Genomic DNA, 13,848 nt, shown 5'->3' with positions numbered 1-13,848 from the left:
CAATCCCCTTAAAAAGCAGTCCGAAAACGCTATGGATCAAGATAGATTAAGTCTTTGGCACGGAAGAGCATAGTCTTCTTTTGTAGTACAGCATTTTTATTGTGATGCCAAAAGCAGACTACCAGACATTTTACAGCTTGCTAAAAAATACCATGACAAACAAAAAAGCCGTTTTATTTTCCGGGATACTATCCTCAGTTTCAACTGTATTCACAGCGCCAATACATGCTTTACAGTTGGGGGATGCAAGCCTTTTTTCAGTGATGAATGAGCCTTTAAAGTCACATATTGAAGTGCTTATTCCTAACGATCGTACAACATCTGTCAGTGCAATACATGCGCGCCTGGCGAACCAATCTGCTTTCTACCAGGCTGGGGTTGAGCCTGTAAATATTTTACAGCACTTACAATTCAAGACCGTTACTCGCCCTAATGGCACAGCCTATATTGAAGTCACCAGTAATCAACCCATACGAGAGCCTTTTTTAAATTTTGTTATTGAAACTGAATGGCCGACAGGACGACTCCTCCGCCAATATACTTTGCTACTTGATCCCCCCGCGCCGACATCAACGACACCCACACTGGATTTTAACGCCACCCAGTATCAAATAGCCGATAGCTCATCAGACCCCCAAACCGGCAATGCACCCCCAGCCAGTAATAGTCCTTCATTACAGCAAACAGAAAGCTACACGATTAAAGCAAACGACACCTTGTGGGAAATCGCAAGAGACGTTCGTCCAAGCAAATCAATCAGCATCCAACAAATGATGATTGCTTTACAAGCACTCAACCCTCACGCCTTTATCAATAACAACATCAATCTATTAAAACGGGGTAAAGTGTTAAGAGTACCAAGCAAAGCGCAAATCGCTGTTATTACCCCACAAGAATCAACAGAGCTACTCGCGGCTCAGACAAATGATCCAAACTCGTTAACTGCCCCCCCTTTAGATGCAACTCATCAAGACTCTCCAGTCTTTTCCAAAAGTAAAAATGCGACAGACAGGCTAACCATTGTTACCCATGCTGACCCAACCGCAAGTGGAAATACTGAGGTACAAACTCATACGTCAGACGCATCCTACAATACGACACTCACCGTCACCCAAGAACAACTGGACAAAGCTAAACGCGAAAATGACGAGTTGAAATCGCGACTGGGTGATTTACAGGAACAAATTAAAACATTAAAACGTCTGCTAGTTCTTAAAGATGAGCAGATGGCAAGGCTTCAAGCTAAACTGGAAGAACTTGAGGCACCAGAAACAGTACCTCAACAATCACTCACCCAAGTCCCCTAATCACACGACTCAGGACGTTTGGTTGAGAGGATTAAGTTTATAAGCTTACTGTTTGGGTAGCGGCATTTTCTGACAAATCAGAGCGCATATCAAAGCTACCCATCACCAGTTTTAAACCTGGCTCAAGTCGTGTCTGCTCCCGCTGATTGCGCTGCATGACAAAGTAAATTGAGTGCGAAGGGGTCTGCATTCCACAGTAGTCACGAAGAAACGCTTCCTGGGTATAGCCCTTAACCTGATAAAACTCACGAACACACTGCACATTGCCAAGCGCACTATCTTCAATCGTGTCTAACACTTCAAAGCCTTTTGATTCTATTGTCGCACCTGGTATTTCAAGTTGCTTGAAGGTATCAGAATAGCCCTGTGCATAAGCCATGATATTAATCGCATCACCACCATAAAGCGTACGTGTTTTTTCCTGAACACGGGACTCTATATTGATATCAACACCTAATGTAAATACACCTTCCAATGATATCCACTGGTGCTGTCCATCAGTATTTTTATAATCCACATCCCATGAAGCAGGATAACGAAACGATATCCCATTCTGGCTAAACTGTGCTGTTTCTGTTGTATCCAGTACCATATCACAACCAGATACCATCAAACTACTTATGAGAAATGCTATTACTGTCTTCATATGAATAATCAATCAGTTATACAAACTACTTCACACATTACCTCATTAATCTTTACTATAGAATGAATTTTGCGACAAAACTCACTAAATGGATGTGATAAAGCGACAAATACCACCTTTATTCAAAACAGCTTAAGGAAAAACATCATTACTTGCTGATCACCCTTTAAACGATAAGCATTATCATTATAATATGTTAATAGTTATTATTAGCTTCTGATCCAAACAATGATGTATTACCGAAGGAGTTTACCCCACATGCTACGTCAGACAGCGCTTACCTGTTTACTTACTTCGATAGTGGCCTTGCCACTATCAGTGCAAGCCAACGCTGAAAAAAATCAAGCACCATCTCTGAAAGCCATTGTGGGTCACTATGCTGATATTGCTTATGCCAATTACAGTGATGCGTTACAAACAGCTCAAACACTGCAAAAAGCAATAAATCAGCTAACGAAAAAGCCGAATGAAGAAACCCTTAAGCAAGCAAAACAAGCTTGGCTACAAGCACGAATTCCTTACCAGCAAACTGAAGTATTTCGCTTTGGTAACAAAATCGTGGATGACTGGGAAGGCCAAGTGAATGCATGGCCTCTTGATGAAGGTTTAATAGACTATGTAGACAGCGAGCGCTATGAGTATGAACTTGGCAACAGTGGAGCAAGTGCCAACATTATTGCTAATAAGCAAATCAAAGTTGGTAGTAAAACAATTAATGCAACAAATATTACACCAGAATTATTAGCGTCACTGAATGAACTCGGTGGCTCTGAAGCTAATGTGGCAACAGGCTACCACGCCATTGAATTTTTACTGTGGGGACAAGATCTACATGGTACACAGGCTGGTGCTGGCGAGCGCAAAGCAACTGACTTTATGCCTGGCAAACAGTGTACTAACCAGCATTGTGACCGTCGTGTCGCCTATCTAAAAGCAGCCTCTGAGCTTCTGGTTAATGATTTAACGGATATGGTCACTCAGTGGGCTCCGAAAAAATCCGACAACTACCGTCATGAACTACTCAGCGATTCACCCAAACAAGGTCTCCGTAAAATGTTTTATGGTATGGGTAGCCTGGCTTTGGGGGAACTTGCTGGGGAACGTATGAAAGTCGCATTAGAAGCTAATTCTACTGAAGATGAACATGACTGCTTTAGCGATAACACCCACAATTCCCATTATTATAATGCACAAGGCATCTATAATATTTTCTTTGGTAAATACCAACGTATTGATGGCTCAACAGTAACAGGCCCAAGTGTGGCGGATCTGGTAAAAGCTAAGCAACCTAAAACGGCACAACAAATTGAAAAGCTATTTAATACAACTCAATCTTCGATGCAAACGCTGATTGATAAAGCCGAAAAGGGTATGGCATTTGACCAAATGATCGCTGCAAATAATAAAGAAGGCCATACTATTATAGGCAATGCAATACAGTCTCTGGTTGCACAAACAGAAGGGATTGAAAAAGCCGCAAAAGTGATTGGCATCAATAACTTAAACCCAGATAATGCTGATCATGCTTTTTAATTCAAAAAACATTTTTAATTAAAAAAGTAGCTTATATACACCCTAGCCCCGTTAAAGGGGCTAGTTATTAAAACATCAATGCAGTTAAGTCATCGTGAAACCTGTTATAGTCCTTAGCCTACTGATTCCATCTTTTATCCTCAACGCTGCGCCATTAACCAGTGACGAGCCCTCCGGCGGAGAGACCACAGTAAAAAATACAACACATAACGCTTACTCTCTTCCTGCAGCCAACTTACCCATTACCCAAAAACTCGATTTTAGTGTGGGCAACAGTTTTTTTCGTAACCCTTGGGTGCAAGCACCATCATCAACCACTGCTCGTGATGGACTGGGGCCTCTATTTAATACAAATGGTTGCCAGAATTGCCATATTAAAGATGGTCGAGGTCATCCTCCAGAACCGAATGACCATAATGCTGTTTCTATGCTCGTCCGACTAAGTATTCCAGCAGTCACAGAACAGCAAGAAGCAAAACTAAAAAAGCAAGGCGTTATACCTGAACCAACGTATGGTGGACAGCTACAAGACTTTGCTAATGCTCTCATCCCCAACGAAGGCAAAATCAATATTACCTATACGGAACAGGTCGTATCATTCGAAGATGGTTATCACGTTAGTTTGCGTAAGCCAACACTGACTATAACAGAGCTTGGTTATGGCAAACTTCACCCTGAAACGATGATGTCAGCTCGCATTGCTCCGCCTATGATTGGTTTAGGCTTACTGGAAAGTATTGATGAGCAAACTATTCTTGCCCATGCTGACCCAGACGACAAAGATCAGGATGGCATTTCCGGACGAGCTAATTACGTATGGGATCACCGCTTACAAAAAATACAATTAGGACGCTTTGGCTGGAAAGCAGGACAACCTTCCTTAATGCAGCAAAATGCAGCTGCTTTTAATGGAGATTTAGGCGTTACCTCTCTTATGTTTCCTCATGATGACTGTACTGAACAGCAAAAAGCATGTAAAAAGGCTCCATCTGGAGGAACACCTGAGGTTAGTGAAAAAATACTTAACTTTGTTGAGTTTTATACCCAGCATTTGGCAGTGCCTGCTCGAAGGAACATTGATGATCCTTTAGTCAAAAAAGGACAGACTCTATTCAATACCAGTGGCTGTAATAGTTGCCATATTCCTCAATTAAAAACAGCACACCGCCCTGAAAGAAAAGCACTATCAGAACAAATTATTTTGCCCTACACTGACTTGCTTTTGCATGATATGGGCGAAGGGCTTGCAGATCACCGCCCTGAATTCAAAGCTTCAGGAAAAGAGTGGCGAACCCCTCCTCTTTGGGGTATAGGGCTTACAAAAACGGTTAATAATCACACCTATTTTTTACATGATGGACGAGCCAGAAACCTGATGGAAGCGATTCTTTGGCATAGTGGCGAAGCTGAACAGTCGAAACAGCATGTGTTAAAAATGGATAAAAAAGAGCGTGCTGCACTATTGGCTTTTCTAAATTCACTGTAACCCACACACTCAAAACCACTATTCAAAATGGTATTTCACCACGAGTTTCATGCTATGAAAAAAACACCAATCAACCATTTTCGTCATCTATATAAAAGATGTCTTTTAGTTTGTTGTATCTTAGTTACCTCCCCAGTTTTTGCCAGTTTAGATAATTTAATTAAGCATGTTGATACAACGTATACCAACTTAACAACTCAGGTTGAAAGACTCCATCAATCCAGCCAGCAACTTTGTAAAACAACATCCCCTAATCAGCAACCTGCAAATTTAACCGCTACCCAACAAGCTTGGCGTAATGCAATGAATGCCTGGGTTAAAGCTGACTTGATTAACTTTGGCCTGGTCGTTGATGAGAATATTGCTTGGCGCTTTCAATTTTGGCCAGATAAAAAGAATTTAGTTAAACGCAAAGTTGAGCAGTTTTTACAACAACATTCTGACACAATCACAGACCAACAATTGACCAATGCAAGTGTTATCGTACAAGGACTTTCAGCAGCAGAATATTTACTTTTTGATTCAAAGACGTCTTCTATTGTTAACAATAAGCAACGTTGTCAGCTACTCGTGGCAATCTCCTCGGTTCTTGTCCAAAATAGCCATTATCTTCAAAAGCACTGGAATACACAGCCATTAGATGTTAAAAATCAGCACGATTATCTAACCTTGGTGAGTAATGCATTAGCATCCTACCTAGAAAAAACCTACAAAAAATGGTCTTTAGCGGTATTAAAACAAAATCCTTACTTCGCTGAATCCTGGCGTAGTCAGCACTCAACTGTAAATATCCAGCAAAGCTTAGTCGCTGCCGACACATGGTATCAGCAACTTATTGAGCCTTATTTACAAGATACAAAAGCAAAAAAAGCCTTTGCAAAATCCATTAGCACCTCTTTTCAACAAAATATTACTCAATTTAAACAGCTACCAGCTTCGTTATTTTCCATGCTACAAACAATTAAACAACATGAAAAAAATTCAGCAAAAGAGCTATTACAAAAGACAACACAGCAGTTTCGGCAGTTAAAAAAACAAATAACGGTGTACTTACCTAAAACACTTGACGTGTCAATTGGCTTTAATGCAAATGATGGGGATTGATTATGTCATTTACACGCTCAGTAAAACGCCGTGCTTTTTTACAGAAAAGTCTTTTAGGTTTAACAGCATTTTGCACACCAACGCTTTATGCTTCTGAATTGCTACTCAAAAAAGCAACCAAAACTCCACAGCTCCTCAGCGCAGCAAAAGACAATAAAGGTAAATATCATATTTGTATTTTTTCGCCGTGGCAGCAACAGATTTTTTCGTTGCCCCTCCCCCACCGTGCGCACAGTATTACACCACACCCCCAAAAACCTGTAGCGGTCTGTGTTGACCGCCGCCCTGGTCAACGACTTTACGTATTTGATTATCAAAGCCACCAGTTACTTAAACAAATAACAGCCCTGCCAAAACACCACTTTTACGGTCATGGTGTATTCAGTCATGATGGTGAATATTTTTTTACCACGGAACAACACTGGCCAACCAGCCGAGGTCAAATAGGTGTATATCAAACGCATAATTTCAAACGTGTTGATACTCTTATTAGTGGTGGAATGGGACCTCATGAACTACACCTACATCCACAGCGCAATCAGTTAATCGTCGCCAATGGGGGTATAAAAACTCATCCTGACTACGACCGACGCAAGCTAAATATTGATGCCATGGAGCCGAACTTAAGCCTTATTGATTTATCCAGTGGTGATATACAACAACAATGGTCGTTTAATCCTAAGCAATTAAGCATTCGACACCTGGATGTTGGTGATGATGGATTAATTATTGTCGGCTTACAGTATCAGGGTGATCAAAATGATATTGTTCCCCTGGTGCTTTATCAGCAAGGCAATAGTGAATTACAACCTATGCACACTGATGAAATCGGTTGGCTTCAACTCAATCAGTATATAGCCAGTGTCTGTGTCATGACGCAAAGCAATACAGCCGTTGTCACAGCACCTCGAGCTAATAAAGTTACGTTTTGGGATTTAAAAACTAAACAATTAAGAAAAACATTACCCTTAACGGATGCTGCAGGTGCTGTTGCGCTAAATGATCATCTCTGTGCCATAACAACAGGAACAGGAGAAGTACATCTTTTTGATTGCAAAACGGGCATCAAAAAAGTACACACTACAAAATACAATAAAATTGCCTGGGATAATCACCTCAATACGACCAGTGTTTAGTTTAACCTCGGAAAGTGTTACGTTGAATATTTACCTCCCATACTAAGTGCGGCAGATGGTTCTATGCAAATCAAACCGTCGATCTACCCACTCCACAACAATTCAGTACCAACAATATAATTGCTTGCCGGCGGGTCTGTGAAGTTTGCACAATGTTGATGGAGCCATTGTGGATAGCGGCACCCATTGCAGGCCAAGGATGGCCTTGTGATGGGTATGGAGCAAATAATCCTTAATGGCTATGACACCAATACGTCCTAAGCAGTAAAACCACTAAAAAATCTAAGCTATTCAAAAAGATAACAGTCATTATATTCAAAAAGTCTAAATAATTCAGCTATAGGTTTTATAGTTTTTATAGTTTTTATTGAGTCCGTTAATTTGATTGTTAGATTATAGACTCAAAGCAAAAACGATAATGGGCACTAAAAATATTGGAGAAGGAAGTAAAGTAACCTCACTTGAATTATATCTCCCCTGAGATGACTAACGACAGTTAATTGTTTGCAGTTTATTTAGCCCACTCGATACATCACTGCTACACTCTTAGTATCGTTGTGTGTTGGTCCTTGTATGATTAATTGAGGTAATTCATGGGGTGGCTCAATAAAAGTCTACTAGCAAAGATTTATCTTATACCTTTTTTAGTAGGCACTATACTTCTAGCATTAAACGCATTCAGCCTTTGGCAGACCAACAATGCACTAACCGACTACAATACCCTAATTAATGAAGATTTCTACCATAGTCAACAAGTCGATCATTTAAACTTGTTATTTAAGCGACAAGTTCAAGAATGGAAAAACGTCCTTCTACGTGGATATGATAGTAATGATAGACAAAAGTATTGGGGAACATTTGAAAAGCAGCAACGAGATATTCAACAAATAGCTAAAGAGTTATTACCACATATCACCGAAGAATCAACAGCTAATGAACTTGAGTCTTTTATCCAAACACATCAACAACTATTCAGCCAGTACCAGCAAGCTTATAATACATTTACCCAAGGAGATAATGATTATAAAGCGGCAGATAAGCAAGTGAGAGGAATCGATAGAAAGCCTTCAACACAGCTAGAAGAGCTTCAAAAAAAATTAAGTGATCATTCGAAATCTAAAAGTGCTTTACTTGCTTCAAGCAGTTCAACATTATCTAACAGTTTATTTATTACAACAGTTATTGTATTAATTATTAGCCTAAGTGTTGCGTTCCTTTGGTTAAAAACACTTTTAATTAAGCCTCTTCGAGCCTTATCTAGCCACATTTTTGCGTTAGAATCGGGACACCTTGAGTTTAACAGTGAACTGAAACCGCGTAGTGATGAGCTTGGCCTTGTTTCTACTTCAGTCGCCAAACTCCAATCTTCATTAAAAAATACCACAGATAGTTTAAAGACTGTTTTACAAAGTTTACAGCAATCATCTCGCTCACTAAGTCATATTTCTCAGGATATTTCTCGAGGAATTAATGAGCAGCATTTACGTACCGACCAAGTTGCTACTGCTATGAATCAGATGAGTGCAACAGCACACGAAGTCGCCCAACATGCCGCGAATGCCGCTGAAGCGGCAACGAATGCAGATAACTCTGCACAAAACACTATGAGCATAATGAATAACACGATTGACACCATAAATAGTATGTCAAAAGAAGTCAGTAATACATCAGATGTTATTCAGCACCTGGAAGAAGAATCAAAAAGTATAGGCACAGTACTGGACGTTATTCGTGGTATTGCAGAACAAACTAACTTGCTTGCACTTAATGCCGCTATTGAAGCAGCTCGAGCTGGGGACCAGGGACGCGGATTTGCCGTTGTTGCTGATGAAGTTCGTACGCTTGCCCAACGTACCCAGCAATCTACTGCTGAAATACAAGACATTATTGCCAATGTTCAAAATGGTGCTCATGATGCCGTCTCCGCCATAGAGCGTGGTCGTAATCAAACCGCAGAAGGCGTAGACAAAGTTACAAAAGCAGGTGAGTCACTACAATCTATCACCCATGCAGTAGAAGAAATTCGCGATATGACCCATCAAATAGCAACAGCCGCTGAAGAACAAACCTCTGTTGCTGAAGATATCAGCCAGAACCTCCATGATATTACTGACATTGCCTCAACTAACAGTAAAAATGCAGATAAAACCGCAGAAAACAGTCATAGTTTAGAAGACCTAGCCAAGAAACTCGAAGACTTAGTGATACAGTTAGCTAAATAGAATCTAATTCTAGACAATAGAAACGTACAACCTCTATTTGTAGGTTCGTACATACGAAAATCAATTCAATATTATAGCTTTCAAAGGTTTACCTTGGTTAACGTTCTTGGTCTCACTCGACAGTAAATAATCGCTCCTACAGCGCCTAAAGCATGCCCAATATGATCTACTTGCATATCAAATGATACATTCAAATTATCTTTCAATTCAGCATCAAATGCGAGTAATAATACAAAAATGGAAAACAATGCAATTGCTAATACCCACGCTTTAAGACGTGGATTCAACTAACAAAAGCAAATACCGTAAAACAATATCCTAACTACAACTGAATAAACCTTGGCAACAACATTAAGCCAGCGCCGATCAAAATTAAAGCAATTGTATTATCAACAAAATATGGATAAATCATCAATGCTATACCCGCTAAACGGATAACAATATTTGACTGTTTTTTACCATATATAAAATAGCCTAGTCCAATAGACCCAAATAATAGCCCCCAAAGAATAGTAGCGGTATTCATGATAACTATTTTCCCAATAATTTAATTAAACCATTCATGATTGCTTTATAGGATTTATTGTCAATAACAAGTCTTACCATCATCATCTTATTAGGTACTACCCTCTGAAAAACTACAAGCTCTAAGTGTAGTCACCTGAAGACATAAACAGATTTATCTTTAGGCATAAAAAAAACCCTCGCATTGCGCGAGGGTTTTTTATAGGTGCTAATTAAGCAGGCAATTACATCATGCCGCCCATGCCACCCATTCCGCCCATACCGCCCATATCAGGAGCAGCTGGCTTCTCTTCAGGGATTTCAGCAATCATTGCTTCTGTAGTAATCATCAGACCAGCAACAGATGCAGCAGCTTGCAATGCAGAACGAGTTACTTTAGCAGGGTCCAGGATACCCAGCTCGATCATGTCACCGTACTCACCCGTTGCAGCATTGTAACCGTAGTTACCGTCACCTTTCTTGATGTTTTCAACAACAACAGATGCTTCATCACCTGCGTTAGCAGCGATTTGACGCAGAGGTGCTTCAAGTGCACGCAGAGCCAAAGATATACCTGCGTTTTGGTCTTCGTTATCACCTTGAACAGTCACTTTTTGCAGTGCACGAATAAGGGCAACACCACCACCAGGTACAACACCTTCTTCTACCGCAGCACGAGTTGCATGCAGCGCGTCTTCTACACGTGCTTTCTTCTCTTTCATTTCTACTTCAGAGCCAGCACCGACTTTAATTACAGCAACACCACCAGCCAGTTTAGCAACACGCTCTTGAAGTTTTTCTTTATCGTAGTCAGAAGTAGACTGCTCGATTTCTGCACGAACTTGCTCTACACGTGCTTTAATATCTGCAGCAGAACCTGCACCATCTACAACAGTTGTATCTTCTTTAGTAATTTGGATACGCTTAGCTTGGCCCAGCTCGTCCAATGTTGCTTTTTCCAAAGAAAGACCTACTTCTTCAGAAATCACAGTACCACCCGTCAGGATAGCGATGTCTTGCAACATAGCTTTACGACGGTCACCGAAGCCAGGAGCTTTAACCGCGCAGACTTTAACAATACCGCGCATGTTGTTAACAACCAAAGTAGCTAATGCTTCACCTTCAACATCTTCAGCGATAATCAACAGAGGCTTGCTTGATTTAGCTACTGCTTCCAATACTGGCAACAATTCGCGAATGTTAGCAATTTTCTTGTCAACCAATAGGATGTATGGATTTTCAAGCTCAGCGCTCATATTTTCTTGGTTGTTGATGAAGTAAGGTGACAGGTAGCCACGGTCAAATTGCATACCTTCAACTACTTCCAGCTCATTCTCAAAGCCGCTACCTTCTTCTACAGTGATAACGCCTTCTTTACCTACTTTTTCCATTGCTTTAGCAATGATTTCACCAACATGAGCGTCAGCGTTTGCAGAAATAGTACCTACTTGAGCAATAGACTTGGAGTCTTCACAAGGAATGGCCATGCCTTGCAGGTTGTCAACAACTTCAAGTACTGCTTTGTCAATGCCGCGTTTCAGATCCATTGGGTTCATACCAGCAGCAACAGACTTCAAACCTTCGATAACAATTGACTGAGCCAATACAGTTGCAGTAGTGGTACCGTCACCTGCTTTGTCATTTGCTTGAGACGCAACTTCTTTAACCATTTGTGCGCCCATGTTTTCGAACCTATCTTTTAGTTCGATTTCTTTTGCTACAGAAACACCATCTTTAGTGATGGTTGGTGCACCAAAAGACTTTTCCAATACAACGTTACGACCTTTTGGACCCAACGTAGCTTTAACTGCGTCAGCCAGAACGTTTACACCCTTGATCATACGTGTACGGGCGTTATCGCTAAACAAAACTTCTTTTGCCATATCTAGAATTCCTTAGAACGTTAAATGCGATTAACCATTAATATAAGCGTTTAATAAAACTGCGAATGGTGTAGTACTGTACTTAGCCTTCCAATACACCATAGATGTCGTTTTCACTCATGATGATGAGTTCTTCGCCATCAACTTTAATGGTGTTGCTATCAGCGTATTTTCCAAAAACTACTTTATCGCCTACTTTTACGCTCAAAGGACGTACTTCGCCGTTATCCAATATCCGACCAGAACCAACAGCAACAATCTCACCTTGGTTTGGCTTTTCTGCTGCACTACCAGGCAGCACGATACCGCCAGCAGTTGTCTTTTCTTCTTCTTGGCGACGAACAACAACTCTTTCGTGTAACGGACGGATTTTCATCAATATCTCTCCAGTTTTTACCTATTCGCTGAGTTACGCTCAACAAGGTTATCCAAGCGTGAACGCTATTCAATTAGCTAGCTATTCACCATCCCTCTGCAGGGCGCCTGTTACTCACTCAAAACAAGCTTAAAGCCTTTTGTTAAAGTGCTTAATTCGTAAGCATTGCTTGAGTTCTAAAATTCGTGTGTCCATTAATGGGGATCACAAAAATTAATTTCAATGGTTCCCACCAAAAAATTTATTTTTTTTCTTCACTAGAATCTTCTCGACGAAACTCACCATCAATCACATCCCCATTTAGAGGACGCTTAGCTGATTGCTGATAATAGCTCTGCGAGGTATGCGAAGTTGATGTATATGCCATAAACTTACCAGACCTAAGTAGTGCAGCAATCATCGCACGCCGAGTAAGAGGAAGCAGACAGCAAAAACCAAATGCATCAGTCACAAAACCAGGTGTTAATAACAAGGCTCCTCCTACCGCAAGGACAATGCCCTCAAGCATTTCTTGAGCAGGTAACGCCCCTGCCTGCAGTTTTGAGCGGGCACGCATTAATGTGCTAAAGCCTTGCTGACGTAAGAGATTCAGGCCAATAACCGCAGTTAACAGCACGAGTCCTACTGTTGGCAATGCCCCTATCCAGGAACCTACTTTGATTAGCACCAGCATTTCAATAACGGGTACCACAATGAATAAAAGCAATAAAATGCGCATGACCCCTCTCATTTACTAACTGTTAACGTGTACAGCAATTAACCATGGCATTGGCATAATGCATAGGGTGCTGTTTTGTTAAATGACGACGCTTTGCCCAAATTCAAGGGGTAAAGCTTAAAATCTAGCAATATTCGTTAATCATTGTTGTGATTAACTGCTGGGCATCCCTAGGCAAGTTAGCAGAAGTTGGAAAGGAAACGCGATGCAGCTCATCTAACCATCGGATGGTAAACCCTAAGGTATCAATACCTACTAGCATCACACGCTCATTTTCCGTATCAGGCGTTGTGACTATTAATTTAGATGCAAGTAGTTTAGATATAACCAATTTAGCTATTAAGTGGCTAAAGGAATCATTCATTTTTATCAGTAAGGCAAATTCTTCAGGTTCTGAAAAAAGTTTCGACGACTTTTGAAACATCTCAGCCCCTAACCAGTAGACCTTACCAAATCCACCCACATAATACCCCTTAAGCACCTCTAACTGGTAGAAGTTGAAGTCTAACTCACTGCAATAGTAGTGAGCATTTGGGAAATGTCGATAATAGCGTTCTACATTTTTATCAGCCAAGGAGATGGCCTTTACTTGCCCATAAATACTTAAGCGCGGCTGTTGCTGTATATCGCCACGGCCTTGACTGTAAAGGGTTAATGAAACCTTTGGATTAGCCTTGATATTCTTAGTATGTTGGGCAAGATCACTGAGCAAAAATAGCGGACTACCTTGTTCATCAAGGCAATAGGGGACAACAGATCCCAATGGATAGCCTGATGCTAACTGCGTTGATAATACACCTTGGAAGAAGCCTAACAGCATATAGCAAGCAGCATCTTCTGCTTTTCTGAGCGGCTCTAAATCACTTGATGTCATTCTGCTCCTCTCCCTTTCACTTATCAACAAGGGTAGATGGCATCATAAAACCTGCGTAG

13 protein-coding genes are annotated in these 13,848 nt (G+C 40.8%); 6 read left to right on the top strand and 7 right to left on the bottom strand.

The features are described from left to right. The first annotated feature begins 104 nt into the window (after positions 1–104). Complete coding sequence (locus KCG35_RS11835; protein WP_230409162.1) at positions 105–1,307, top strand: type IV pilus assembly protein FimV; 1,203 nt, start codon at positions 105–107, stop codon at positions 1,305–1,307. A 37-nt stretch (positions 1,308–1,344) separates the two neighbouring features. Here KCG35_RS11835 and KCG35_RS11830 read toward each other — a convergent pair whose 3' ends face one another. Next, positions 1,345–1,953, bottom strand: coding sequence for a hypothetical protein (locus KCG35_RS11830; protein ID WP_215819908.1), 609 nt, complete (start codon positions 1,951–1,953; stop codon positions 1,345–1,347). A 258-nt stretch (positions 1,954–2,211) separates the two neighbouring features. Between KCG35_RS11830 and KCG35_RS11825 the strand changes: the two genes are divergently transcribed. From KCG35_RS11825 to KCG35_RS11805, 5 genes are all read left to right on the top strand, one after another. Next, positions 2,212–3,486: an imelysin family protein gene (locus tag KCG35_RS11825; protein ID WP_215819907.1), complete on the top strand. Its 1,275-nt coding sequence runs from the start codon at positions 2,212–2,214 to the stop codon at positions 3,484–3,486. A 94-nt stretch (positions 3,487–3,580) separates the two neighbouring features. Then, positions 3,581–4,972, top strand: a complete 1,392-nt coding sequence (locus KCG35_RS11820) for a di-heme oxidoreductase family protein (protein ID WP_309227364.1) — start codon at positions 3,581–3,583, stop codon at positions 4,970–4,972. A 54-nt stretch (positions 4,973–5,026) separates the two neighbouring features. After that, positions 5,027–6,076: an imelysin family protein gene (locus KCG35_RS11815; RefSeq protein ID WP_215819906.1), complete on the top strand. Its 1,050-nt coding sequence runs from the start codon at positions 5,027–5,029 to the stop codon at positions 6,074–6,076. Positions 6,077–6,078: 2 nt separating this feature from the next. Next, positions 6,079–7,212: a DUF1513 domain-containing protein gene (locus KCG35_RS11810; RefSeq protein WP_215819905.1), complete on the top strand. Its 1,134-nt coding sequence runs from the start codon at positions 6,079–6,081 to the stop codon at positions 7,210–7,212. 593 nt (positions 7,213–7,805) lie between these two features. Continuing rightward, on the top strand, positions 7,806–9,434 hold the full coding sequence (locus KCG35_RS11805) for a methyl-accepting chemotaxis protein (RefSeq protein ID WP_215819904.1): 1,629 nt from the start codon (positions 7,806–7,808) through the stop codon (positions 9,432–9,434). A gap of 80 nt (positions 9,435–9,514) precedes the next feature. Here KCG35_RS11805 and KCG35_RS11800 read toward each other — a convergent pair whose 3' ends face one another. From KCG35_RS11800 to KCG35_RS11775, 6 genes are all read right to left on the bottom strand, one after another. Next, the gene (locus KCG35_RS11800) at positions 9,515–9,721 is read right to left on the bottom strand and encodes a hypothetical protein (protein WP_215819903.1); all 207 of its coding nucleotides are present in this window, start codon (positions 9,719–9,721) and stop codon (positions 9,515–9,517) included. A gap of 35 nt (positions 9,722–9,756) precedes the next feature. After that, complete coding sequence (locus KCG35_RS11795) at positions 9,757–9,960, bottom strand: hypothetical protein (protein ID WP_215819902.1); 204 nt, start codon at positions 9,958–9,960, stop codon at positions 9,757–9,759. Between the two features lie 223 nt (positions 9,961–10,183). After that, positions 10,184–11,821, bottom strand: coding sequence for a chaperonin GroEL (gene groL / locus KCG35_RS11790; protein WP_215819901.1), 1,638 nt, complete (start codon positions 11,819–11,821; stop codon positions 10,184–10,186). A gap of 82 nt (positions 11,822–11,903) precedes the next feature. After that, positions 11,904–12,197, bottom strand: coding sequence for a co-chaperone GroES (locus KCG35_RS11785; RefSeq protein WP_215819900.1), 294 nt, complete (start codon positions 12,195–12,197; stop codon positions 11,904–11,906). A 241-nt stretch (positions 12,198–12,438) separates the two neighbouring features. Further along, positions 12,439–12,915 carry an FxsA family protein gene (locus KCG35_RS11780; RefSeq protein ID WP_215819899.1) on the bottom strand — a complete coding sequence of 159 codons (477 nt, stop codon included), beginning with the start codon at positions 12,913–12,915 and terminating at the stop codon, positions 12,439–12,441. 124 nt (positions 12,916–13,039) lie between these two features. Further along, complete coding sequence (locus KCG35_RS11775; protein WP_215819898.1) at positions 13,040–13,789, bottom strand: HugZ family pyridoxamine 5'-phosphate oxidase; 750 nt, start codon at positions 13,787–13,789, stop codon at positions 13,040–13,042. Between the last annotated feature and the right edge of the window lie 59 nt (positions 13,790–13,848).

Origin of the sequence: Zooshikella harenae, assembly GCF_018837975.1 — a bacterium.
GTDB classification, from domain to species: domain Bacteria; phylum Pseudomonadota; class Gammaproteobacteria; order Pseudomonadales; family Zooshikellaceae; genus Zooshikella; species Zooshikella harenae.
This window is presented reverse-complemented; position numbering and strand designations above follow the sequence as displayed.